Below are 23339 nucleotides of genomic sequence, written 5' to 3'. Positions count from 1 at the left end.
AACGAGTCAGTCGCGGGCGGCGGCGAGCAGGCCGTCACCCAGCGGGACGAGCACCGGCGTCAGCCGCTCATCCTCGGCGATCACCCGCGCCGCCTCACGCACGGCGCTGACCTCGGCATCCTTGGCGTTCGCGTCTCCGGCGCGCCCGCCAAGTGCCGCCCGATGCACGACGATCGCGCCGCCGGGCCGCAGCAGTCGCACGCCTTCTTCGACGAATTGCGGCTGGTCGATCGGATCGCCGTCGATGAAGACCAGGTCGTAGGACTCGTCGGCCAGCCGGGTGAGTACCTCCTGCGCCCGGCCGACGATCAACCGCGTCCGTCCCGGCCCAACGCCGGCCTCGGTGAACGCCTGCTTGGCCAGCCGCTGATGCTCGGGTTCGACGTCGATCGTGGTGAGCACGCCGTCGTCACGCATGCCTGAGAGCAACCACAGCCCGCTGACGCCCGCACCCGTGCCGACTTCGACCACTGCCTTGGCGCCGGTCAGCTTCGCCAGCACGCAGAGCAGCGCACCGACGGCCGGGGTGACCGCGCCGGCGCCGATGTCCACGGCCCGCTCACGGGCAGCGGCCACGATCGCGTCCTCAGAAATCGAGCCCTCGGCGTGGCTGACGATCGAGTCGGGCCGGCTCTGTGGGACGCCCCCGATGACGTCGTCAATGCCGGCCATGCCCGCAGCGTAGAGCGAACCGATGTGGCCCGCAGCCGCGACACGCCCGCGCCCGATCGCCAGAATCACAGCCTGCGCAAACCCGTTTCAGCTGGTGAGAAAACGGGAACCGAATGTTCTCAGGAAAAGTTCAGTTTGCTCATATGCCAACCACACCCCGGTCGGAGAACGTATTTCGCATGGAACACGGCGGACGCTGGCGTTATGGGAATAAGCACGTGGACAAGCGCGTTGCCGTCGACATCGAGCCGTCGATGAATGGCGGCTGTGACCAGGAGGATCCGACGACCAATTCAATCGCCCCCGCCGCTCCCGTGTCTATGGCACATCTCGAGCAGTACACCGACGGGAATTGGGTCGAGCCGTCTGACGAGTTGACCGGCACCGCGGTGTTCGACGCCACCGGTGATGCGACCACGATGCCCTCCTGGGACGAGCTGGTGCGTCAGCACGCCGACCGGGTGTATCGGCTGGCCTACCGCCTTTCGGGTAATCAGCACGACGCCGAGGATCTGACGCAGGAGACGTTCATCCGCGTCTTCCGGTCGGTGCAGAACTATCAGCCCGGCACCTTCGAGGGCTGGCTGCACCGCATCACCACCAACCTGTTCCTGGACATGGTTCGTCGGCGCGGCCGAATCCGGATGGAGGCGCTGCCCGAGGACTATGACCGGGTGCCTGCCGATGAGCCCAATCCGGAGCAGATCTACCACGATTCTCGGCTCGGCCCTGACCTGCAGGCCGCCCTGGACTCGCTACCGCCGGAGTTCCGCGCCGCCGTGGTCCTGTGCGACATCGAAGGCCTGTCGTACGAGGAAATCGGCGCCACACTCGGGGTCAAGCTCGGCACTGTGCGCAGCCGGATCCACCGCGGACGCCAAGCGCTACGTGACTACTTGGCAAGCCACTCGGACGACACGGCGAAAACAGCCTGAGGTTCGCGGGTGTAGCCCACAGGCTGCCGCGCTACATTCAAGTCAGGACCGTCGTTGGCGAACGTGAACGAGAACCGAGAGGAGCTGGGTGATGGTCGACCCGGGACACGTGTTCCGCCGCGCTTTCTCCTGGCTGCCCGCTCAGTTCGCCTCGCAGAGCGACGCGCCCGTCGGACCCCGGCAATTCGGCTCCACCGAGCACCTGTCGATCGAGGCTGTCGCGGCGTTCGTCGACGGTGAACTGCGGATGACCGCGCACCTGCGCGCCGCTCATCACCTGTCGCTGTGCCAGGAGTGCGCGGCCGAGGTCGAGGCCCAACGCCAGGCCCGCGCAGCCTTGCGGGACTCCGGCTCGATCGCGATACCGACATCTCTACTGGGCATGTTGTCCCAGATCCCGCATGCTCCACCCGTACCGCCGGACCCGGCCGATCAGCCTCAGTTTGCTGACGGCACACCGCGGTATCGGCGTAGACGCCGGTAGGGTAAATGCAAGATGACGTGCGCCGAACCCCAATTTTGGGCGGGCGCTCCAGCAGAGGGTGATGAACGGGTGACCAATCTGGACCAGTCCGGGCGTGAGCGCCTAGCGCCGCGCCCTGTGTCGCGTCCACCTGTCGATCCGGCGGCTCGGCGCGCGTTCGGCCGGCCCGACGGCGTCGACGGATCGTTCGTGGGTCTCGACCGCTACCGCAACCAAGCCGAGTACACACCGACGGACAAAACACCCGACCCAGTGCTGGCCGAGGCATTCGGACGGCCGTATGCGGGTGGCGACTCGTTGCAGCGCCACCCCGCCGATGTCGGCGCGCTCGAGGCAGAACGCGATGGCGCGGGCATCGACGCCGACGATCCATGGCGCAACCCCGGTGCCGCCGCGGCGCTGGGCACGCCTGCGTTGCCGCAGACCGCCCCGGCCCCGTCGCACGCCGCCATGGGCAAGCTCGGCGTACGTGACGTCCTGTTCGGCGGCCGGGTCTCGTATGTCGCGCTGACGGTCCTCGCGATCCTGGCGTTGGTGGTCGGCATCGGCGGCGGCTGGGTAGGACGCAAGACGGCTGAAGTCGTCGAGGCGTTCACCACATCGAAGGTCACGCTGGAAACCGGCAACAACGACGCGCCTCCGACGGGTCAGTTTGCGAAAGTCGCTGCGGCGATTGCTGATTCGGTAGTGACGGTCGAGGCCGTCAGCGATTCGGAAGGCTCGCAGGGCTCCGGTGTCGTGGTCGACGGCCGCGGCTACATCGTGACGAACAACCACGTCATCTCCGAAGCTGCAGCCCACCCCAGCCAGTACAAGATCTCGGTCGTGTTCAACGACGGCAAGGAAGTGCCGGCCAATCTCGTTGGCCGCGACCCGAAGACGGACCTTGCGGTGCTCAAGGTCGACAACGTCGACAACCTCACGGTGGCCAAGCTCGGCGACTCGGAGAAACTCGTCGTCGGCGACGAGGTGATCGCTGCAGGCGCGCCGTTGGGTCTGCGCAGCACGGTCACACATGGGATCATCAGCGCGTTGCACCGCCCGGTACCGCTGTCCGGCGACGGCTCTGACACCGACACCGTCATCGACGGCGTGCAGACCGACGCGTCGATCAACCACGGCAACTCCGGTGGCCCATTGATCAACATGAACGCCGAAGTGATCGGCATCAACACCGCGGGTAAGTCGCTGTCCGACAGCGCAAGCGGCCTCGGCTTCGCGATCCCGGTCAACGAGGTCAAGAAGACCATCGACGCCCTGATCAAGGATGGCAAGATCGCGCATCCGACGCTGGGCCTGACCGCGCGTTCGGTGAGCAACGACATCGCATCCGGTGCGCAGGTGGCCAACGTGAAGGCGGGCGGCCCCGCCGAGAAGGGCGGCATCCTGGAGAACGACGTTGTCGTCAAGGTCGGCAACCGCACAGTCGCCGATGCCGACGAATTCGTTGTTGCGGTGCGCCAGTTGACAATTGGTCAAGAATCGCCGATCGAGGTGGTCCGCGACGGCCGTCATGTCACGCTGATGGTCACCCCGGGCGCTGACACACCCACGACGTAATGTTCGCCAACGTGGGCTGGGGGGAGATGCTGGTCCTGGTGATCGCCGGGTTGGTGATCCTCGGGCCAGAACGGCTGCCCGGCGCGATCCGATGGACATCGGGTGCGCTGCGCCAGGCGCGCGACTACATCAGCGGCGCCACCAGCCAATTGCGCGACGACCTCGGCCCGGAATTCGAGGATCTGCGCGAGCCGCTCTCCGAGCTCAACAAGTTGCGTGGCATGACGCCGCGGGCCGCGCTGACGAAACACCTTCTCGACGGCGATGATTCGTTCTTGACGGGCGCGTTCGACAAGCCCGAACAAAAGCCAGTCTCCTCACCGGCGCCGCAGCCCGTCGCACAGCCAGAGCCGCCTGCGTCGACGCCGTTCGACACCGACGCGACGTAGGCGCCCAAACTCACGTTTGGGCGCGAAAGTGGATTACGCCAAAACGTCGATCTCGGCGTGACGCGCTCAGCGGCCGGCGGGGTCCAGTCCGAGCGACATGCCGGCGAGCCCACGCTTACGCGAGGACAACGCGTCGGCGATCTTGCGCAGTTCCTTGCCCGCCGCCGAATCCGGGGCGGACAGCACCAGCGGCACACCGTCATCGCCGGCCGAAACCAGCGCGGGGTCCAGCGGCACCTGGCCGAGCAGCGGCACGTCGGCGCCAACCGACCGCGACAGGCTCTCGGCGACCTGCTTGCCGCCGCCTTCACCGAAGATCTGCATCGTGGTGCCGTCGGGCATCAGCAGCCCGGACATGTTCTCGACGACACCGGCGATGCGCTGCTTGGTCTGCAACGCGATCGCTCCGGCGCGTTCGGCGACCTCGGCTGCGGCCAGCTGCGGCGTCGTCACCACCAGAATGTCGGCGCCAGGAATCAGCTGCGCGACCGAGATCGCGATGTCGCCGGTGCCCGGAGGTAGATCCAGCAGCAGCACGTCGAGGTCGCCCCAGTACACGTCGGCCAGGAACTGCTGCAGCGCGCGGTGCAGCATCGGGCCGCGCCACACCACAGGGGTATTGCCCTGGGTGAACATCGCTATCGAGATGACCCGGACATCGTGCGCGACCGGCGGCAGGATCATCGACTCCACCTGGGTGGGCCGGTCGGTGGTGCCCATCATCCGCGGCACCGAGTGGCCGTAGATATCGGCGTCGAGCACGCCGACGGACAGTCCGCGCGCGGCCATCGCCGCAGCCAGATTGACTGTCACACTGGACTTTCCGACGCCGCCCTTGCCCGATGCGACCGCGTACACGCGAGTCAGCGAACCGGGTTGGGCGAACGGGATGACCGGCTCACGGGAGTCGCCGCGCAACTGCTTGCGAAGCTCGGTGCGCTGCTCATCGTTCATCACGTCGAGGCTGACCTTGACGGCGCCGGTGCCCGGCACATCCGCAACCGCCAGGCTGACGCGTTCTGAGATCTCGGTCTTCTTCGGGCAGGCCGCAGTGGTCAGGTACACCTCGACGTGCACGCCGCCGTCGGCCTCGACCGTGACGTTCTTGACCATGCCGAGCTCGGTGATCGGGCGCCGCAGCTCGGGGTCGATGACCTTGGCGAGCGCGGCGCGAATCGCCGATTCCAGCTCGGGGCGGGGCGGCGGCACAGCGCCAGTGGGAGTTTGAGACATCGGCTTCGAGTCTAGGCCGACTCGAAGGACGTCTTTAACCAGCCGGTCCCGGCACAGGCCCCAGTCCCGGTGGCAGGACCGCCGGCTGCTCGGCAATTGCGGGTGCCGGCTGGCTGGCCGGCTGCTCGGGTGCCATCGCAGGCGCAGCCGGCGGTGGGGCCTGGGGCATCAGCATTTGCGCTTCGCCCGGCACCGCCGCCGCGCTCGGAGCCGGTGCCGTAGGCGTGATGCAGAACACCGCGCAGCCGGCAGGCCGCGATGGCTGTTCCTGGGCAGCAGGTTGCTGCTGCTGCATCCATGGCGGCAGCGGCTGCTGCGTCGACTGCTCGGGCTCCGGCTGCTGCGGGACCATCAGCGGCGCGGGACCCGGCAGCGGTCCCGGCAGTGGTCCAAGCGCTAGTTGATTCGCGAGGTCGCCGCGCCCCATCATCGGAATCAATGCCAACGGGTCGTTGGCGGGCAGGCCGAGGGCGTTCTCCGGCAGACCGGGGCCAAGACCCTGGTAGTTGTCCAGATGGGCATCGCCGAGCGGCGGCACCGGCCCGGTGATCGGCGGCAGGTCCACCGGCACCACACCGGTCGCGTAGGCGGCGGCCCAACCCAGCACATTGCGGGCATAGGCGATCGAATTGTTGTAGCGAAGAATCGCGGTCATCACTTGGCTCGGATCACGCAAATTCAGCCCGCCGCTGCAAAGATATCGAGCGGCCGCCAGCGAAGCGTCGTACACGTTTTGCACGTCGGCCTTGCCGTCGCCGTCGCCGTCACTGGCGTAGCGCGACCAGGTGCCGGGCAGGAACTGCATCGGGCCCATCGCGCGCGCGTACGTCACTCGGTCGGAGGCGCGGCTCTGCACAATGACTTCGTTGCCCGGCAATGTGCCGTCCAGCGTTGGCCCGTAGATCGGCCGCACCGCTGTGCCTTGCGAGTCCGTGGCGCCGCCGTTGGCGTGCAGCGATTCGATGCGGCCGATACCCGCCAGCAGGTTCCAACTCACGCCGCACGTCGGGTATGCAGCGGCCATCATCCGTTCGGCATTGCGATACGCCGACAACACAACGGCCGGAATACGAAGCGACCCAGGCGAATTCACCACCGCGGAGGGCGGGGGAGCAGACACCGTCGCCGCCGCGGCGATGTGGAACGCGGCCGGTGTCTTGGTGACCGCGACAACCGAGGCGCCGGTGCGGGTGCCTGACGACTGAACCGACGCCAGCGGCGTCACAGCTGCATCGCGGACCGGTGTTGGTGCCGACGAGCCGACCGCGCCGGCGAGGATGAACGGGGTGATGATGGCAACGCCGAAGGCAGGCTTGCGTACGGCTCGCCCTGCTCGGCGCTGCGCTGCCTCGAGGGCGGCTCGTCCCCCTATGTGCACTCAACCGTCCTTGGTGTGCGGTGAATGGTGAACCAAGTCACCATAGGTGATTCTCGATTCAAGCGTTGTAGCAATGGCTTAAGCCGATCTAGCCCGGTCTTTTCGACCGTCGCTCCGCACCGTCGGATTTAGTCGGCGCTTCCCCGTCTGCCGCGGCCTGAGGGGGCTGCAGTTCGACCAGCAGGTCCCGCAATTCCTCGAGTTCTCGCCGCAGGTAGTCGCGGGTGGCGACCTCACCGACCGCCAGCCGCAATGCGGCCAGCTCACGGGCCAGATACTCGGTGTCAGCCTTGGTCCGTTCGGCCCGACGGCGATCCTCTTCCAGTGCCACCCGGTCACGGTTTTCCTGGCGGTTCTGCGCCAGCAGGATCAGCGGCGCCGCATAGGCGGCCTGCGTCGAGAACGCCAGGTTGAGCAGGATGAATGGGTACGGATCCCACCGCAGCTTGACCGCAAACAGGTTCAGCCCGATCCAAACGACCACCACAATGGACTGCCACAGCAGAAAACGCCCGGTGCCCAGGAACCGCGCGATCGATTCACTGAATTGGCCGACCGCCTCGGCGTCGACGTTGAGCGAGAAACGGCGGCGCGAGGTGCGTGGGGTGTCCAGCCGCTGGCGCGCCGATAAATCGCTCATCAGAGCTTCCTCGGAGCCGCTTGGCCGGCGACATCCGGCAGGGCGCCGGAAAGCTCAGGTTCTTCGCGTTCTCGCCAGTCGTCGGGCAGCAGGTGGTCGAGCACGTCGTCGACGGACACCGCGCCTAGCAGGTGGTTCTCCTCGTCGACGACGGGACCGCAGACAAGGTTGTAGGCAGCGAAATAGCGTGTCACCGCCGCGAGCGGGTCCTCGGGGCTCAGGCTCGGCAGATCCTTGTCGAGGATGCCGCTGACCAGCTCGGCGGGGGGCTCGCGAAGCAGCCGCTGCAGGTGCACGCAGCCCAGGTAATGCCCGGTCGGGGTGGCTGTTGGCGCGCGGGTCACGAAGACCAGCGACGCGACAGCCGGGGTGAGGTCCGGGTCACGGACGCGCGCGAGCGCCTCGGCAACGGTGGTGTCGGGGGCGAGCACCACGGGTTCCGACGTCATCAGGCCGCCTGCGGTGTCGGGTGAGTGGCTCAGCAGCCGTCGCACGTCCTCGGAGTCCTCGGGATCCATCCGACGCAGGAACTGTTCGGCGTCGGCGGGCGTCATCGTGCCGAGCAGGTCGGCCGCGTCGTCGGGATCCATCGCCTCGAGCACATCGGCCGCGCGGTCGGTCTCCAAGTGCTGCAGCACCTCGGCCTGCTCGTCTTCGGGCAGTTCCTGCAGCACGTCGGCGAGCCGTTCGTCATCCAGCGCTCTGACCACCTCGAAGCGCCGCTTCTCGGGTAGTTCGCGAATCGCCTCGGCGACTTCGATGGGTCGTTGACCCTCGAATTGTTCGAGCAGTTGGCCGACACCCTGGTCGGGCATTGCCAGTCCGGACGGTGTCAGGCCCTGCACGCGATTCCAGTCGACGATCGACACGTTGCTTCGTCGGCCGAGCCGACGTTGCGGCCGCACGGCCACCTTGGTGACCACCCAGTCCCTGGTTCGGGACTGCTCAATGCCGAGATCGACCACGTCGACGTCGATTCCGGCCAGCTCCGGCAGATCGGGATCGTCGACGCGGACGCGGGTCTCGATCACCTCGCCGAGCACCAGCACCTCGTTGGGCCGTTGAGAGAACCGGCGCAGCGACACATTGCCCGTCGCAAGCGTGACGGCGCTCGGTTCGATCGCGGTAACCCGCAGAATCGGAACGAAAATCCTTCGGCGGGTTAGCAATTCGACGACGAGGCCGAGCACCCGCGGCTGGTGACGTGCGACACCGATGCTGATCACCACATCGCGGACACGGCCGATGGACTCGCCGTCGGGACCGAGCACCACCATCCCCGCTAGCCGGGCCGCATAGACCCTGTTCACCGCTGCCATGTCTGTAGAGAGTAGAGAGTAGGGCTGTGGAAAATGCTTATCGGCCCCGTCGAACGTGCCTCTCGGTTCCTGGCAGCAACCCCAAGATGATCGAGAAGGCAAAGAGTCTGCCGGCCGATGAGGTGTTCCTCGACCTGGAGGACGCTGTCGCTCCCGATGCCAAGGCCGAGGCGCGCACGCAGGTTGCGGTCGCGCTCGCCGAACCGGGATGGGCGGGTCAACTGCGCGGAGTGCGGGTCAACGACTGGACGACGCCATGGACCTACGCCGACGTGATCGAGGTGGTGTCGACGGTCGCTTCGGCAAAGGACGCAGCTCTCGACATTGTCGTGCTGCCCAAGGTGACTGACGTCTCGCACATCCACGCACTCGACCTACTGCTGAGCCAGCTCGAGACCACGCACGGACTCCCGGTGGGCCGCATCGGGATTGAAGCGCAGATCGAAAACGCGCTGGGGCTGACCAACATTGACGCGATCGCGGCCGGGCCTCGAATGCAGGCACTGATCCTGGGGCCCGCGGATATGGCGGCCAGCCTCAACATGCGATCCCTCGAGGTTGGTGAGCAACCGGAGGGTTACGACGTCGGCGACGCGCATCACCATGTGCTGATGCGGATTCTGGTCGCCGCACGCACCCATGGTGTCCTGGCGATCGACGGACCGTATCTGAAAGTCCGTGACGTGGAGGGTTTCCGGCGCGTCGCGGGTCGGTCGGCGGCGCTGGGGTATGACGGCAAGTGGGTGTTGCATCCCGATCAAATCGCGGCGGGCAACGAGGTTTTCAGCCCCCGGCAAAAGGACTATGACCACGCCGAGTTGATCCTCGAGGCCTACGAGTGGCACACCTCGCGCGCAGGCGGTGCCCGCGGTGCGGTGATGCTCGGCGACGAGATGATCGACGAGGCCAGCCGCAAGATGGCATTGGTGATCGCGGGAAAGGGCCGCGCCGCCGGCATGGAGCGCACGACCGAACGGTTCCAGCCGCCGGCTTAACTCCCGTGTGATCCCTTCGTCCGCACTAACTCACGGCGCCCACTGCCAGCCGCTGGCGTAGATGCTGATCGATAGCAGCAGGTAAACCACCCAACCGGCGACCGCGAGGCCGCCGATGATCGCGCCAACCAACGCGATCGCATAGCCGTCTTGGCCCGTGCGTTTCGTCTCGCGCATCCCGACGATGCCGAGTACCAGGCCCCCGATCGAGGGCAGGCCGCAACACACCAGGCCCACCAGCGACGTGACGAGTGCCGCGATCGCTTTGCCGTTCGTGCCAGGCGGTTTCATGGGCCGGTACGGGTCGTAGCCCGGGTAGCCGGGCAGCGGGGCGGGATAGGGCGGCGGGCCGGGATAGGGCGGCGGGCCGGGATAGGGCGGCGGATAGATCGGCGGCGGCAACCCGGCGTCGGCCGGATAGTCGACCGGCGGCTGCTCGGGGTCGCGGTCGATCATCGTCAGCTGTTGAACGCCACAACCATGAAGATGAATCCGACGATCAGCGACACCGCGCCGATGGCGATGCCCGCCACCGCCAGACCGTGTCCCTCTTCACGGGACTGCTTGATCTGGTTCATCGCGACGATGCCGAGCACTATCCCTGCGATCGAGCCCAGCCAGCACAGAAAGCCGACCAGCGAGGCGACCAGCGAGGCGATCGCCATCGAGTTCGTCTTGTGCGGCGGTGGTCCGTAGATCGAGTAATCGGGCGCCGGATAGCCGGTCGGCGGTGGGCCGTAGCCCGTCGGCGGCGGCGGATAGCCGGGCGTCGGAGCCCCATATGGCGGCGTCCCGTACTGAGGTGTCCCGTATTGGGGCGGCGGCGGATACGACGGCGCGCCGTAGCCAGGCGGTCCGGGGTACGGCGGCGGCGGATAGCCAGGCTGGGCAGCGCCAGGCGCCGGATAGTCCGTCGGCGTCGAATAGTCCGGCGGCGGAAAGTTGGGGTAGCCCGGCTGTTGCGGATAGCTGGGCGCGTCGTACACGGGCGGCGGGGTGTAGGCCGAAGGCGGGGTGTAACCGGGCTGCTCGACCTGTTGGGTCACGCCGGACTGCGGGGAGCTGGCAGGGTTGGTCTCGGACTGCTCGATCGAGGGCGCCTCGTAGCCGCCGGACGCCGGCTCCGACGCCCCGCTATCGGAGTCGGATGATGCCGTTTGGCCTGCGTCCTCGCCCGGATTTGTCATGCTGATCAACCTAGCGCACGTCCAGGGCACCATTGGGGGCGTCGCAGCGTTGGTCCGAGTGAGAGCAGCGACGAAACGCAGGTGCGCACAGAGGAGATGGTAGAGCCATGACCAGCCCGTTTCAGCCAGGACAGACCCCGGGCCTGACGCCGGGCACCCCCACCGCGGGACGCGGTGGCCCGGCCGCTTTGCCCACCCCGCCGAAGGGCTGGCCGATCGGCTCGTACCCGACCTATGTCGAGGCGCAGCGCGCCGTCGACTACCTGTCCGACCAACAGTTCCCGGTGCAGCAGGTGACGATTGTCGGCGTCGACCTGATGCAGGTGGAACGGGTTACCGGCAGGTTGTCCTGGCCCAAGGTGCTGGCAGGTGGGGTGGTGACCGGGGCGTGGCTTGGCCTGTTCATCGGCCTGATCCTCGGCTTCTTCAGCCCCAGCCCGTGGGGGGCGCTGATCACCGGTCTGGTGGCCGGTGTGTTCTTCGGGTTGATCACGTCGGCAATCCCGTATGCGATGGCGCGCGGCACAAGAGATTTCAGCTCGACGATGCAGCTCGTCGCCGGCCGCTACGACGTTCTGTGTGACCCCCAGAACGCAGAGCGGGGCCGGGATCTGCTGGCGCGCTTGACGATCTGACCTCACCTCCCGCGCCGGTCCACACGCAAGTAGGGAACGTGCGCGCACTCGCAGGAAGTAGCTGGCGCTTTGCGCACGCTCGCAATTGCGTAACGGTGCGCGACGCGCGCGCCGAAAGTGTTGCGAATCACGCCTAACTGGCAATACGGTTTGCCCGCGGGAGATTCCCGTCAGACGGGAGTGTCAGTGGTGCGCGCTCGGCGGCTAGGTGCTGCGGCATTGGCAGCGTTGACGACTGCGTCAGGGGTATCCGCGTGTGGATCCGGCGGCGGCGGCACCGTCATCAACTATTACACCGCGGCTAACGAGATGACCACGTTCACCGCGGTCGCCAAGCGCTGCAACGAAGAACTCGGTGGACGTTTCAAGATCCAACAGGTCAGCTTGCCGAAGGGCGCCGACGATCAGCGCCTGCAGCTGGCTCGGCGGCTCACCGGCAACGACAAGACGCTGGATGTGATGGCGCTCGACGTGGTGTGGACCGCCGAGTTCGCCGAGGCCGGTTGGGCTTTGCCGCTTTCGGACGATCCGTCGGGCAAGGCGGAGGCCGATGCCAAGAGCAACACGCTGCCTGGACCGCTGGAGACGGCCACCTGGCAGAACAAGCTCTACGCCGCCCCGATCACGACCAACACCCAATTGCTTTGGTACCGAGCCGATTTGATGGACAAGCCACCCGAGACCTGGGATGGCATGGTCGATGAAGCGACGCGATTGCACGATGCAGGCAAACCCAGCTGGATCGCGGTTCAGGCCAAGCAATACGAGGGTCTGGTGGTGTGGTTCAACACCTTGCTGGAAAGCGCTGGCGGTCAAGTGCTTTCCGATGACGGCAAGTCCGTTACACTGACCGATACCCCTGAACATCGCGCCGCGACCGTCAAGGCGCTCCAGGTGATAAAGGCCGTTGCTACCGCACCCGGCGCCGATCCGTCGGTCACGCAGACCGACGAGAGCACTGCGCGGTTGGGATTCGAGCAGGGCAAAGCCGCGCTGGAAGTGAACTGGCCCTACGTACTGGCGGGGCTGCTGGAGAACGCCGTCAAGGGCGGCGTTGCCTTCCTGCCGCTGAACAAGGATCCCGACCTGGCCGGCACCATCAACGACGCAGGCACGTTCTCTCCGACCGACGAGCAGTTCAAGGCCGCCTTTGACGCCAGCAAGAAGGTGTTCGGCTTCGCGCCCTACCCAGGAATGCAGCCAGGTGAACCGGCCAAGGTGACGATCGGCGGGCTGAACCTCGCTGTCGCGAGGACCACCCAACACAAAGCGGAGGCGTTCGAAGCCATTCGCTGCCTGCGCAATGTCGAGAATCAGCGGTACACCTCGGTCGAGGGCGGCCTGCCAGCCGTGCGGACCTCGCTATACGACGATCCGGCGTTCCAGGCGAAATACCCGCAGTACGCCATCATCCGGGACCAGCTGACCAACGCCGCGGTGCGGCCCGCGACCCCGGTCTACCAAGCGGTGTCGACGCGAATCTCGGTCACGCTGGCGCCGATCACCGACATCGACCCTGAGCGCACGGCCGACGAGCTCACGGTCCAGGTGCAAAAGGCCATCGACGGTAAGGGGCTGATCCCATGACCGCGGTTGCTCAGCCGGCCGCCCCTGCCACGCCGACCGGCGGCACCGACGACAAGAAGTCGGAGCGGCGGCTCGCATACCTGTTGATCGCTCCCGCGGTGTTGCTGATGATTGCGGTCACTGCGTATCCGATCGGTTACGCGGTGTGGTTGAGCCTGCAGCGATACAACCTCGCGACACCGGACGACACCTCTTTCGTCGGCGTGCAGAACTACATCACCGTGTTGTCCGACCGGTATTGGTGGACGGCGTTTGTGGTGACGCTGGCGATCACTGTGGTGTCGGTGGCCATCGAGTTCGTGCTCGGCATGGCGCTGGCGCTCGTCATGCATCGCACGATCTTCGGTAAGGGCTTGGTGCGCACCGCGATTCTGATTCCATACGGCATCGTGACCGTCGCTGCATCGTACAGCTGGTACTACGCGTGGACGCCGGGGACCGGCTATCTGGCCAACCTGCTGCCGTCAGGCAGCGCACCGCTGACCGAACAGCTTCCGTCGCTCGCGATCGTGGTGCTGGCCGAGGTGTGGAAGACGACGCCGTTCATGGCACTGCTGCTGCTCGCCGGATTGGCCCTGGTGCCACAGGATCTGCTGAACGCGGCTCAGGTCGATGGAGCCGGCGCGTGGAAGCGGTTGGTCAAAGTGATTCTGCCGCTGATCAAACCGGCCATTCTGGTGGCGCTGTTGTTCCGCACGCTTGACGCGTTCCGGATCTTCGACAACATCTACGTGCTGACCGCTGGCGCGAACCAGACGGGCTCGGTGTCAATCCTTGGCTACGACAACCTATTCAAGGCATTCAACCTTGGCCTGGGGTCGGCGATCAGCGTGCTGATCTTCCTGTCGGTCGCGATCATCGCGTTCATCTACATCAAGCTCTTCGGCGCCTCGGCGCCGGGAGCCGACGAAGAGAGGCGCTGAGATGGCTACGCGCGAGCGGGTGGGCGCGGGGCGCGCGACGGGTTGGACCGTCGTCAACATTCTGGTCGTCGTGTACGCGTTGTTCCCGGTGCTGTGGATCCTGAGCCTGTCGCTGAAGCCGACGTCGAATGTCAAGGACGGCAAGCTGATCCCGTCGCAGATCACCTTCGACAACTACAAGGGGATTTTCCAAGGCGACATCTTCACCTCGGCGCTGATCAACTCGATCGGCATCGGGTTGATCACCACCGTGATTGCGGTGGTTTTCGGCGGAATGGCGGCCTATGCGGTTGCGCGACTGGCGTTTCCCGGCAAGCGGCTGCTGATCGGCGTCGCGCTGCTGATCGCGATGTTCCCGCAGATCTCGCTGGTGACGCCGATCTTCAACATGTGGCGCAGCGTCGGGCTGTTCAATACCTGGCCCGGCCTGATCATTCCGTACATCACGTTCGCGCTGCCGCTGGCGATCTACACGCTCTCGGCGTTCTTCCGGGAGATCCCTTGGGATTTGGAGAAGGCGGCCAAGATGGACGGTGCCACCCCGGCTCAGGCCTTCCGCAGGGTGATCGCCCCATTGGCAGCGCCGGGCATCGTCACAGCAGCGATTCTGGTGTTCATCTTCGCGTGGAACGATCTGCTGCTGGCCTTGTCGTTGACGGCCACTCAGCGCGCCATCACGGCGCCGGTGGCGATCGCCAACTTCACCGGCAGTTCGCAATTCGAGGAGCCGACGGGCTCGATCGCGGCGGGCGCGATGGTCATCACCATCCCGATCATTATTTTTGTTCTAATCTTCCAACGACGGATCGTGGCCGGCCTGACGTCCGGCGCGGTGAAGGGATAGATCCATGGCCGAAATTGTGTTGGACCGGGTGACCAAGAGTTACCCCAACGGCGCGACGGCCGTCAAAGACCTGTCGATCACGATCGCGGACGGCGAGTTCATCATTCTGGTCGGGCCATCCGGGTGCGGAAAGTCCACGACGCTGAACATGATTGCCGGGCTCGAGGAGATCTCGTCGGGCGAGCTGCGCATCGGCGGGGAGCGCGTGAACGAGAAGGCGCCCAAGGACCGCGACATCGCAATGGTGTTCCAGTCCTATGCTCTGTACCCGCATATGACTGTGCGGCAGAACATTGCCTTCCCGCTGACGTTGGCCAAGGTGCAGAAGGCCGAGATCGCGCAGAAGGTCGAGGACACCGCGAAAATCCTTGGCCTGACGGAGTTTTTGGATCGCAAACCAGGACAGCTCTCGGGTGGTCAGCGGCAGCGCGTGGCCATGGGGCGTGCCATCGTGCGGGATCCCAAGGCGTTCCTGATGGACGAGCCGCTGTCGAATCTGGACGCCAAGTTGCGCGTTCAGATGCGTTCGGAGATTGCGCGGCTGCAGACCCGGTTGGGCACCACGACCGTCTACGTCACCCACGATCAGACCGAGGCGATGACGCTCGGCGACCGGGTGGTGGTGCTCTTGGGCGGCGTGGCCCAGCAGATCGGCACACCAGACGAGCTGTACAACAGGCCGGCCAACCTGTTTGTCGCCGGGTTCATCGGGTCCCCGGCGATGAACTTCTTCCCTGCGACCTTGACCGACGTCGGCGTGCGCCTGCCGATGGGCGAGATCACGTTGACCCAAGAGGTCCACGACATGCTCGCAAAGCACCCGACACCAAACAACGTGATCGTCGGGATCCGGCCGGAACACCTCGAGGATGCCAGCCTCATCGACACCTATCAGCGGATCAGGGCGCTGGTCTTCGAGGTGAAGGTCGACGTGGTGGAATCGCTCGGCGCCGAGAAGTTCGTGCACTTCAAGATCGAGGGTGCGAGTGCGCAGTCGGCCCAGCTGGCCGCGGCGGCCGAATCCGAAGTCGGCGAAAACGAGTTCGTCGCACGGGTTTCCACTGAGTCGAAGGTGACGCCGGGCCAGACCATCGAGCTGGCGTTCGACACCACCAAGGTCGCAATCTTCGACGCAGACTCCGGAGTGAACCTGACGATCGACCCGGCGGGTTCGCAGGAGGAGCCGTCCGCAGCGGCACCGCCGCCGCCCGCCGAGTGATCGACGTCCTGGCGAAGGTCCGCTCGCATCTCGGCGAGCACTTCACCCGGGCCGGGATCATCGCGGAACCCGACGAAGCCAGTGTGACGTTTCTTGGCAGCGAGCGCATCGAACTGTTGCGGTTCGGCCCCGACGATGACGGCGTGAGTCACTATGTGTCGCTTGGCTGTTCACGCCATCCGATGTTCGACCCGACGGAGATGGTGACCGACGCGCTACACGGTCCGCGTGCCGAGATCGTCGTCGCGTTGCGCGGCCCAACACCCGCGGGGCTTACCCGCTCGGTGGCCGTCGTGGCCGCCGCCCCCGCCGTCGAGGGCCTGATCCTCGAGCCCGACGCGCTCATCGATCTCGAGACACCGTTGTGGGACTCTGCGCCGTTCACCGCATTCCTGTTGGGCCGCAGCGACATTGACGATGTTCCGCTGACGGACCCGCTGCCGCCGGTTACCGTGCTGTCGGCCACGCCGATCACCGCCACCGAGGCTGCGTGGGTGCGCCTGAAGGGCGCCGACGCGATGCGCGAGGCGTGGGCGCAGGACGGAGTCGACGTGCTGGATCCACGGCGGCGAGCCGCCAAACCCACCTGAGCGGCGAGCCGCCAAACCCACCTGAGCGGCGAGCCGCCAAACCCACCTGAGCGGCGAGCCGCCAAACCCACCTGAGCGGCGAGCCGCCAAGCCGGACTAGGGGGCCGACGGCGACACTCAGAGCCAGTGGTTGTGCCGGAAGGTCCGGTACAGCAGCGAGCAGACGATCACCATCGTCAGAAGCACCGTCGGATAGCCCCACACCCAATGCAACTCGGGCATGTGGTCGAAGTTCATGCCGTAGATGCCCGCCAGTGCGGTCGGTATCGCCGCGATGGCCACCCATGCCGAGATCTTGCGCATGTCGACGTTCTGCTGCATCGCGACCTTGCCCAGCGCGGCCTGCACCAGCGAACTGAGCATGTCGTCGTAGCTCGCGATCCGGTCGGCGGCCTGGATGTTGTGGTCGAGAACGTCGCGCAGGTACCGCCGGACCTCGATCGAGATCAGGTCGTTGTGGTCGGCGCCCATGCGCTGCAGGGCGAGCGTCAACGGCGCAACCGCCCTGCGCAGCTCAACAACCTCGCGCTTGAGCAGATAGATGCACTCGATGTTCGTCTGCGTCCTCGGCGAGAAGATGTCCTCTTCCATCGCGTCGATGTCGGTCTCGATCAAATCGGTGATGTCGAGGTATTTGTCGACGACGTGGTCGGCGATCGCGTGCATGATCGCGTAGGGCCCGAGCTTGAGAATCGCGGGGGAGGCATCGAGCCGCCGTCGCACGTCGGCCAGGCCACCGTGCTCGCCGTGCCGGACGGTGACCACGAAGTCGGGTCCGACGAAGATCATGATCTCGCCGGTCTCGACGATCTCGCGGGCGTTGATCATCGACTCGTGCTCGACGTACTTCACCGTCTTGAGCACCAGGAACAGCGTCTTGTCGTAGCGCTCCAGCTTGGGCCGCTGGTGTGCGTGCACGGCGTCCTCGACAGCCAGCTCGTGCAGGCAGAAGACGTCGGCGACGGCCTGCATCTGGTGTTCATCGGGTTCGTGCAGACCGATCCAGACGAACGCGTCCTTGCCTTCGCGTTCGAGCTCGTGGACCTTGTTCAGCGCCGCGGCGTGGGTGTACTTGCCCGGCGCGCGCTGACCGTCGACGTAGATGCCGCAGTCGACCATGGCGCGGGCCACCGGCACATGGATCGACTTCACGTCCGGATGGCCGTGTTTGGGGCGCACCGCCGGCCGAAGAGATGGTGGTAGTCCGCGGAACGATGGCATTTCAATCTCCCCTCGCCGCGCAGGTCTGACCAGCGGATCAATGCTACGCGCCCTGCTATACCCACACGTGCCATGAGCAGCGGTGTACCGGAGATTCACAGCTGCGGCGGGTGCGCTAGTTTCGTCCCGGACAGACCTTCGCCCGCGGTGCGGGCAATCGACTTCGCCCAAGGAGCATCTGACGTGAGCACAACTCCCCTCAAGGTCGCCGTCACCGGTGCCGCAGGCCAGATCGGCTACAGCCTGTTGTTCCGCCTGGCTAGTGGATCGCTGCTCGGCCCCGACCGCCCGATCGAGCTGCGGCTGCTGGAGATCGAACCGGCGCTCAAGGCGCTCGAGGGTGTCGTGATGGAGCTCGACGACTGCGCGTTCCCGCTACTGGCGGGTGTCGAGATTGGCTCGGACGCCAACAAGATCTTCGACGGCACCAACCTGGCCCTGCTGGTTGGCGCGCGTCCGCGTGGACCGGGCATGGAGCGCGGCGACCTGCTGGAGGCCAACGGCGCGATCTTCACCGCTCAGGGCAAGGCGCTCAACGAGGTCGCCGCCGACGACATCCGCATCGGCGTCACGGGCAACCCCGCCAACACCAATGCGCTGATCGCGATGAGCAATGCGCCCGACATCCCGAAGGAGCGGTTCTCCGCGCTCACTCGCCTCGACCACAACCGGGCCATCTCGCAGCTGGCCAAGAAGACCGGCGCGGCCGTCACCGACATCAAGAAGGTGACGATCTGGGGCAACCACTCGGCCACCCAGTACCCCGACATCTTCCACGCCGAGGTCAACGGCAAGAACGCCGCCGAGGTCGTCAACGACCAGGGCTGGATCGAGAATGACTTCATCCCGACTGTGGCCAAGCGCGGTGCGGCCATCATCGACGCGCGCGGCGCATCGTCGGCCGCTTCGGCTGCATCGGCGACCACCGACGCCGCCCGCGATTGGCTGCTGGGCAGCGCCGAGGGTGACTGGGTTTCGATGGCGGTGCTCTCGGACGGCAGCTACGGCGTGCCGGAGGGCCTGATCTCGTCGTTCCCAGTGACCACCAAGGACGGCAACTGGAGCATCGTGCAGGGGCTGGAGATCGACGATTTCTCCCGCGCCCGCATCGACAAGTCGACCGCGGAGCTCGATGACGAGCGAAAAGCGGTCACCGAGCTCGGCCTCATTTGAGCGCAATATTCGCAAAATTCACAACCCCGTCGGCGGACTCGTTAATTCGGCCAAGTAGCCTGACGCGGTGACTGAAACGGTGCCGCAGGAAGTCCAAAGCCCGCAGATCGTCGTCACCGATGAGGAGATCTTCGAGGCCCACGTAGGCGGCAAGCTGTCTGCGGAGCTGAAGGCCCCACTGGACACACAGCGCGCGCTGTCGATCGCCTACACGCCCGGCGTGGCACAGGTCAGCCGGGCGATCGCCGCTGACCACACCCTGGCCGCCCGCTATACGTGGGCCAACCGGCTGGTGGCGGTTGTCAGTGACGGCACCGCGGTACTCGGCCTCGGCGATATCGGGCCTGCAGCGGCGCTGCCGGTGATGGAGGGCAAGTGCGCGCTGTTCAAGGCATTCGGCGAGCTGGACTCGATCCCGATCGTGTTGGACACCAAGGATCCCGACGAGATCGTCGAAACCCTGGTGCGGCTGCGGCCGACGTTCGGCGCGGTCAACCTCGAGGACATCTCGGCGCCGCGCTGCTTTGACATCGAGCGACGCCTGATCGAAGCGCTCGACTGCCCGGTGATGCACGACGACCAGCACGGCACCGCGATCGTCGTGCTCGCGGCCCTGATGGGCGCAACGAGGGTGCTCGACCGCGACATGGCCTCGCTGCGCGTGGTGATCTCCGGTGTCGGTGCCGCGGGCGTTGCGTGCGCGAATATCCTTCTGGCAGCAGGCGTTACGGATATCACCGTGGTCGACACCCGCGGCATTCTGCATCCTGGCCGCGACGGGCTCACGGAGGTCAAGGCTGAGCTGGCGGGACGCACCAATCCCGACGGCCTGACTGGCGGCATGGTGGAGGCGCTGCGGGGCGCCGACATGTTCCTCGGTGTCTCCGGAGGCGTGGTCCCCGAGGATCTCGTCGCGACGATGGCGCCCGACGGCATTGTGATGGCGCTGTCGAATCCCGATCCGGAGATCCACCCCGACGTCGCCGCGAAATACGCCTCCGTGGTTGCGACCGGCCGCAGCGACTTCCCGAACCAGATCAACAATGTGCTGGCGTTCCCCGGGATCTTCCGCGGAGCGCTGGACGCGGGGGCGCGGCGAATCACCGAGCGGATGAAAGTCGCTGCCGCGGAAGCGATCTTCGCGGTCGCCTGCGACGACCTCGCCGTGGACCGGATCGTGCCGAGCCCGCTCGATCCTCGGGTCGCCCCGGAGGTCGCAGCGGCGGTGGCCGCAGCCGCTGAGCTCTGATCGGCCCGATGCAGATACGCCGATGGGCAGTCGCGCTCCTCGCGCTGATTCTGGTCGGCTGCGGGGCGCCGGCTGCGCCGCCGTCGATCGCGGTCGGTGCGACGTCTGAGCCGGAATCACAATTGGTAGCGCACCTGTATGCGGCGGCACTGCGGTTTTACGGCAGCCCCGCACAAGTGAAGTCGGTGCCGGACCCAGTGGCCGAATTGGATTCTGGGGACGTTCTGGTCGCGCCGGGGTCCACCGGTCAACTGCTGGCCATATTCGACCCCGATGCCACCGCACGAGCGGACGCGCAGGTGTACCGCGCCTTGCTGTCAGCGTTGCCCGAAGGTGTTGCGGCGGGCGACTATACGACGTCGGCTGAAGACAAGCCCGCGATCGCGGTGACTGAACAGACGGCAGGTGCATGGGATGGGCGCGATGTCACCGCGGCGGTCCGCAACTGTGCGAAGATCGTCGCCGGTGTGTTGGCGGGCGCGGCCACGCCGTCGAAGGTCGGCCCGTGCGCTATGCCCAAACCGCGCGAATTCCGGGACAGTGCAACACTTTTCTCGGCACTGCGAGCCGGCCAGATCAACGCCGCGTGGACGACGGAGGCCACGCCGAACATCCCGACGGAGCTGGTCGTGCTGTCCGACAAGACCGCACTGATCCGGGCGGAGAACCTGGTTCCGCTGTATCGCCGAAACGAACTCAACGAGCAGCAGGTGCTCGCGCTCAACGAGGTGGCAGGCGTGCTCGACAGCGGCTCGCTGGTCGACATGCGCAGGCAAGTCGCCGAAGGCAAGGAACCCGGGCTGGTCGCCGACGCCTGGCTCGACGCCCACCCGTTGGGTCGCTAGTGTGGTCGCCTGCTGCGGGGTGCCAGCTTCGGCCGCGGTTACAACGTCTGGGTCAGTGCGCTTCGGGCACCATCCGCGACATCACCGTCGAGAACAGCCGCTGATAGCCCGACCCGGTGATGCGCACGATCAGGTCGAGCGCTGTCGCATCGGGCCCGACGAGCACGCGCGCCTTGTTCTTGCGGACGCCGTCGAGAATGATCTGCGCGGCCTTCTCCGGTGTGGTGTTGGCGAGCTTCTTGTCGAAGGTCTTGGTCAGCTGGTCCTTGTCGACACCGTCGACGGCCGTCATATTCCGCACGATGTTGGTCTTGATGCCGCCGGGGTGCACGGTCGTCACCTTCACCGGGTGCCCGGCCAAATGCATCTCCTGGCGCAATGCCTCGGTAAAGCCGCGAACCGCGAACTTCGCCGCGTTGTAAGCGGCCTGGCCAGGCACAGCGAACAGCCCGAAGACGCTGGAGACGTTGATGACGTGGCCGTCGCCGGACTCGATCAGGTGGGGCAGGAACACCTTGGTGCCGTTGACGACGCCCCAGAAGTCGACGTCCATCACCTTCTCGATGTCCTTGAACTCGGTGACCTCGATATCGCCGGCGAACGCGATGCCCGCGTTGTTGTAGATCTGATTGACCTTGCCGAAATGCTCCTTGACGGCGTCGGCGTACAACTCGAATGCCCCGCGCTCGGTGACGTCGAGGCGGTCGGCCTTCACTGGCGCGCCGATGGCCTTCAGCCGCTCCTCGGTGTCTGCCAGGCCTTCGGTGTTGACGTCGCTGATCGCCAGGCTGGCGCCTGAACGGGCCAACTCAACGGCCAGTGCTTGCCCGATACCTGACCCGGCGCCGGTCACCACCGCGACCTTTCCGGCGAAGCCCTGCATAACCACTCCCTCGTGTCAGTGTGACTCGGTCGAGGCTAGTCGGTACCCGCGGTCCCGCCTTTAGCGGCCCTCCGCGCAGCCGAGATCAGACGTACAACATGCCAGCCCGCCGTTTTGCATACCGGAACGCTATTTCGGCGATACGGCGGGCTTCGTCGCGGTGATCACGTGCGTGCCCATGCCCGGACCCCGGTAGTCGGCCTCGTGCTGGCGAACGTCTACAGCAGTCATCCATCCACGGTAGATCGCCACTATCGGCTATGGGGCGCTACGTCTTTCGCTGTCAACTGGGCTGTGAGGGAGCGACGGCCGGAAGCAGTCCTTGGGGACTGACTTCCGGCCGTGGGCGAGGGGTTCTTCTCAGTTTCCGGGATCGGCCTCGCCGGCGGTTTGCACGACCGGCGCCACCGGTGCAGGGCCGCCGAGCTTGCCGACCACGAAGTCGGCCGCCTGATCGGCCATGCCGTTTGTCTTGTACGAGCTGTGCGCGGAGCGATCCAGGCCACCGGGAAAGCAGACCGGGTCGCCGGTGGCGCACAGCTGAATAGTCTTGCCGGCGTACAGGTCACCGATGGTTATCGGCGGTGCGTTGCGATCGGCCAGGCCCAAAAACCAGGGGTCTGGTGTGCCGAACAGAGCCACCGCCGAGACATGGGAGGCGACGGATGCAGGCATCGGCCCGGAGATGCTTGCCGGCAGTGGGTATCCGGCGGGCACGACGCTGGATGTGGTGTAACCGGCGACAGCGGCGCCCTGCGAGTAACCGCCGAGCACGATCTTTGTCGACGGGCACTGTGCGGTAACCGACTGAATCTTGTTGACAGCGTCGGCAATTCCGGTGACGGCCTGCCCGAAATCCAGCGAGGCCGGATAGTCGACCCCGTACACCTCGACCGACTTACCTGGCAACCGCGCTTGCAACGCGTCGACGAATGCTTGCCCGGTGGCGCCGACGCCGGGCGCCTCGAAAGTGCCGCGGGCGAAGACGACCTCGACGGCGGCGCACGCGTCGTCAGCGGCATTGGCGGTGGCAGCGGGGCCTGCGAACAGCCCGGCGACGACAGCAACCAGCGCGAGCGCCGCGAAAGTGGCCGTTTGCGTCGTCTTGACGGCGCGGGCCAGAAGTGGTGTCCTCATGAGCGGTCCCGTCCTTCGGTCTGGTCTGCCATCGCTTCTGTGCAGAGGTGGCAACTGCCTGCTACAAGCCCGATCCGCTACCCGCGATTCCAGAAATGTCAAGTGATCTATCTCACGGGCGGAAAGCTCGCCGGCGGGCATGGTCGACGGTCCTCAAAGCGTTTGCTCGCCGACTAGGCGCTCAAAAATGCGTTCAGGGTCGTGAACCTCTGAGGTTCACGACCCTGAACGCGAAAACGAC

General features: G+C 66.1%; 24 protein-coding genes. 14 read left to right on the top strand and 10 right to left on the bottom strand.

Annotated elements, in window-relative coordinates; genetic code table 11:
- Positions 1-6: 6 nt before the first annotated feature.
- Positions 7-672, bottom strand: a complete 666-nt coding sequence (locus MYCSM_RS23455) for an O-methyltransferase (protein ID WP_041314778.1) — start codon at positions 670-672, stop codon at positions 7-9.
- Between the two features lie 179 nt (positions 673-851).
- On the opposite strand from MYCSM_RS23455, the gene sigE reads away from it, so the two are divergent.
- The 4 genes from sigE to tatB all read left to right on the top strand — a co-directional run bounded on the left by sigE (position 852) and on the right by tatB (position 4040).
- On the top strand, positions 852-1607 hold the full coding sequence (sigE, locus tag MYCSM_RS23450) for an RNA polymerase sigma factor SigE (protein ID WP_015308655.1): 756 nt from the start codon (positions 852-854) through the stop codon (positions 1605-1607).
- 91 nt (positions 1608-1698) lie between these two features.
- The gene (rseA, locus tag MYCSM_RS23445) at positions 1699-2091 is read left to right on the top strand and encodes an anti-sigma E factor RseA (RefSeq protein ID WP_015308654.1); all 393 of its coding nucleotides are present in this window, start codon (positions 1699-1701) and stop codon (positions 2089-2091) included.
- Positions 2092-2160: 69 nt separating this feature from the next.
- Positions 2161-3651, top strand: a complete 1491-nt coding sequence (htrA, locus tag MYCSM_RS23440) for a serine protease HtrA (RefSeq protein WP_041314775.1) — start codon at positions 2161-2163, stop codon at positions 3649-3651.
- Positions 3651-4040 carry a Sec-independent protein translocase protein TatB gene (gene tatB / locus MYCSM_RS23435; protein WP_015308652.1) on the top strand — a complete coding sequence of 130 codons (390 nt, stop codon included), beginning with the start codon at positions 3651-3653 and terminating at the stop codon, positions 4038-4040. The genes htrA and tatB overlap by 1 nt, the downstream gene beginning before the upstream one ends.
- Positions 4041-4106: 66 nt before the next feature.
- Here tatB and MYCSM_RS23430 read toward each other — a convergent pair whose 3' ends face one another.
- From MYCSM_RS23430 to MYCSM_RS23415, 4 genes are all read right to left on the bottom strand, one after another.
- Positions 4107-5273, bottom strand: a complete 1167-nt coding sequence (locus tag MYCSM_RS23430; protein ID WP_015308651.1) for an Mrp/NBP35 family ATP-binding protein — start codon at positions 5271-5273, stop codon at positions 4107-4109.
- Between the two features lie 34 nt (positions 5274-5307).
- Positions 5308-6651 carry a lytic transglycosylase domain-containing protein gene (locus MYCSM_RS23425; RefSeq protein ID WP_015308650.1) on the bottom strand — a complete coding sequence of 448 codons (1344 nt, stop codon included), beginning with the start codon at positions 6649-6651 and terminating at the stop codon, positions 5308-5310.
- A gap of 88 nt (positions 6652-6739) precedes the next feature.
- Positions 6740-7291, bottom strand: a complete 552-nt coding sequence (locus tag MYCSM_RS23420; protein ID WP_015308649.1) for a DUF1003 domain-containing protein — start codon at positions 7289-7291, stop codon at positions 6740-6742.
- Entirely contained in the window at positions 7291-8610 is a 1320-nt protein-coding gene (locus MYCSM_RS23415; RefSeq protein ID WP_015308648.1) for a magnesium transporter MgtE N-terminal domain-containing protein, read from the bottom strand. The genes MYCSM_RS23420 and MYCSM_RS23415 overlap by 1 nt, the downstream gene beginning before the upstream one ends.
- A gap of 26 nt (positions 8611-8636) precedes the next feature.
- Here MYCSM_RS23415 and MYCSM_RS23410 point away from each other — a divergent pair, with 26 nt between their 5' ends.
- On the top strand, positions 8637-9605 hold the full coding sequence (locus MYCSM_RS23410; RefSeq protein WP_015308647.1) for an HpcH/HpaI aldolase/citrate lyase family protein: 969 nt from the start codon (positions 8637-8639) through the stop codon (positions 9603-9605).
- Positions 9606-9635: 30 nt separating this feature from the next.
- On the opposite strand, the gene MYCSM_RS23405 is transcribed toward MYCSM_RS23410, so the two are convergent.
- Positions 9636-10061 (bottom strand): DUF4190 domain-containing protein, encoded by a 426-nt coding sequence (locus tag MYCSM_RS23405; RefSeq protein ID WP_015308646.1) that lies wholly within the window; start codon positions 10059-10061, stop codon positions 9636-9638.
- Between the two features lie 2 nt (positions 10062-10063).
- Positions 10064-10792, bottom strand: a complete 729-nt coding sequence (locus tag MYCSM_RS23400) for a DUF4190 domain-containing protein (RefSeq protein WP_015308645.1) — start codon at positions 10790-10792, stop codon at positions 10064-10066.
- Between the two features lie 107 nt (positions 10793-10899).
- On the opposite strand from MYCSM_RS23400, the gene MYCSM_RS23395 reads away from it, so the two are divergent.
- From MYCSM_RS23395 to MYCSM_RS23370, 6 genes are all read left to right on the top strand, one after another.
- Entirely contained in the window at positions 10900-11427 is a 528-nt protein-coding gene (locus MYCSM_RS23395) for a general stress protein (RefSeq protein WP_015308644.1), read from the top strand.
- 189 nt (positions 11428-11616) lie between these two features.
- On the top strand, positions 11617-13014 hold the full coding sequence (locus MYCSM_RS23390) for an ABC transporter substrate-binding protein (RefSeq protein WP_041314770.1): 1398 nt from the start codon (positions 11617-11619) through the stop codon (positions 13012-13014).
- Positions 13011-13937, top strand: a complete 927-nt coding sequence (locus MYCSM_RS23385; protein WP_015308642.1) for a carbohydrate ABC transporter permease — start codon at positions 13011-13013, stop codon at positions 13935-13937. The genes MYCSM_RS23390 and MYCSM_RS23385 overlap by 4 nt, the downstream gene beginning before the upstream one ends.
- Before the next feature lie 19 nt (positions 13938-13956).
- On the top strand, positions 13957-14781 hold the full coding sequence (locus MYCSM_RS23380; RefSeq protein ID WP_198345115.1) for a carbohydrate ABC transporter permease: 825 nt from the start codon (positions 13957-13959) through the stop codon (positions 14779-14781).
- Between the two features lie 4 nt (positions 14782-14785).
- A complete protein-coding gene (locus MYCSM_RS23375) occupies positions 14786-16000 on the top strand; it encodes an ABC transporter ATP-binding protein (protein ID WP_015308640.1) in 1215 nt (404 codons plus the stop codon).
- The gene (locus MYCSM_RS23370; RefSeq protein ID WP_015308639.1) at positions 15997-16590 is read left to right on the top strand and encodes a suppressor of fused domain protein; all 594 of its coding nucleotides are present in this window, start codon (positions 15997-15999) and stop codon (positions 16588-16590) included. The genes MYCSM_RS23375 and MYCSM_RS23370 overlap by 4 nt, the downstream gene beginning before the upstream one ends.
- A 117-nt stretch (positions 16591-16707) precedes the next feature.
- Here MYCSM_RS23370 and corA read toward each other — a convergent pair whose 3' ends face one another.
- Positions 16708-17811, bottom strand: a complete 1104-nt coding sequence (gene corA / locus MYCSM_RS23365; protein ID WP_015308638.1) for a magnesium/cobalt transporter CorA — start codon at positions 17809-17811, stop codon at positions 16708-16710.
- A 183-nt stretch (positions 17812-17994) separates the two neighbouring features.
- Between corA and MYCSM_RS23360 the strand changes: the two genes are divergently transcribed.
- The 3 genes from MYCSM_RS23360 to MYCSM_RS23350 all read left to right on the top strand — a co-directional run bounded on the left by MYCSM_RS23360 (position 17995) and on the right by MYCSM_RS23350 (position 21078).
- A complete protein-coding gene (locus MYCSM_RS23360) occupies positions 17995-18984 on the top strand; it encodes a malate dehydrogenase (RefSeq protein WP_015308637.1) in 990 nt (329 codons plus the stop codon).
- Positions 18985-19051: 67 nt separating this feature from the next.
- Positions 19052-20233, top strand: a complete 1182-nt coding sequence (locus tag MYCSM_RS23355; protein ID WP_015308636.1) for an NAD(P)-dependent malic enzyme — start codon at positions 19052-19054, stop codon at positions 20231-20233.
- 8 nt (positions 20234-20241) lie between these two features.
- Positions 20242-21078, top strand: a complete 837-nt coding sequence (locus MYCSM_RS23350; protein WP_015308635.1) for a glycine betaine ABC transporter substrate-binding protein — start codon at positions 20242-20244, stop codon at positions 21076-21078.
- A 52-nt stretch (positions 21079-21130) separates the two neighbouring features.
- Here the strand turns inward: MYCSM_RS23350 and MYCSM_RS23345 are convergent, their stop codons facing one another.
- The gene (locus MYCSM_RS23345) at positions 21131-21961 is read right to left on the bottom strand and encodes an SDR family NAD(P)-dependent oxidoreductase (RefSeq protein ID WP_015308634.1); all 831 of its coding nucleotides are present in this window, start codon (positions 21959-21961) and stop codon (positions 21131-21133) included.
- Between the two features lie 360 nt (positions 21962-22321).
- Positions 22322-23098, bottom strand: a complete 777-nt coding sequence (locus tag MYCSM_RS23340; RefSeq protein ID WP_015308633.1) for a cutinase family protein — start codon at positions 23096-23098, stop codon at positions 22322-22324.
- Positions 23099-23339: the final 241 nt, after the last annotated feature.

It is taken from the genome of Mycobacterium sp. JS623 (assembly GCF_000328565.1).
Taxonomy (GTDB): domain Bacteria; phylum Actinomycetota; class Actinomycetes; order Mycobacteriales; family Mycobacteriaceae; genus Mycobacterium.
The sequence above is the reverse complement of the archived record's forward strand: the minus strand, read 5'-3'. Positions and strand labels throughout refer to the sequence as shown.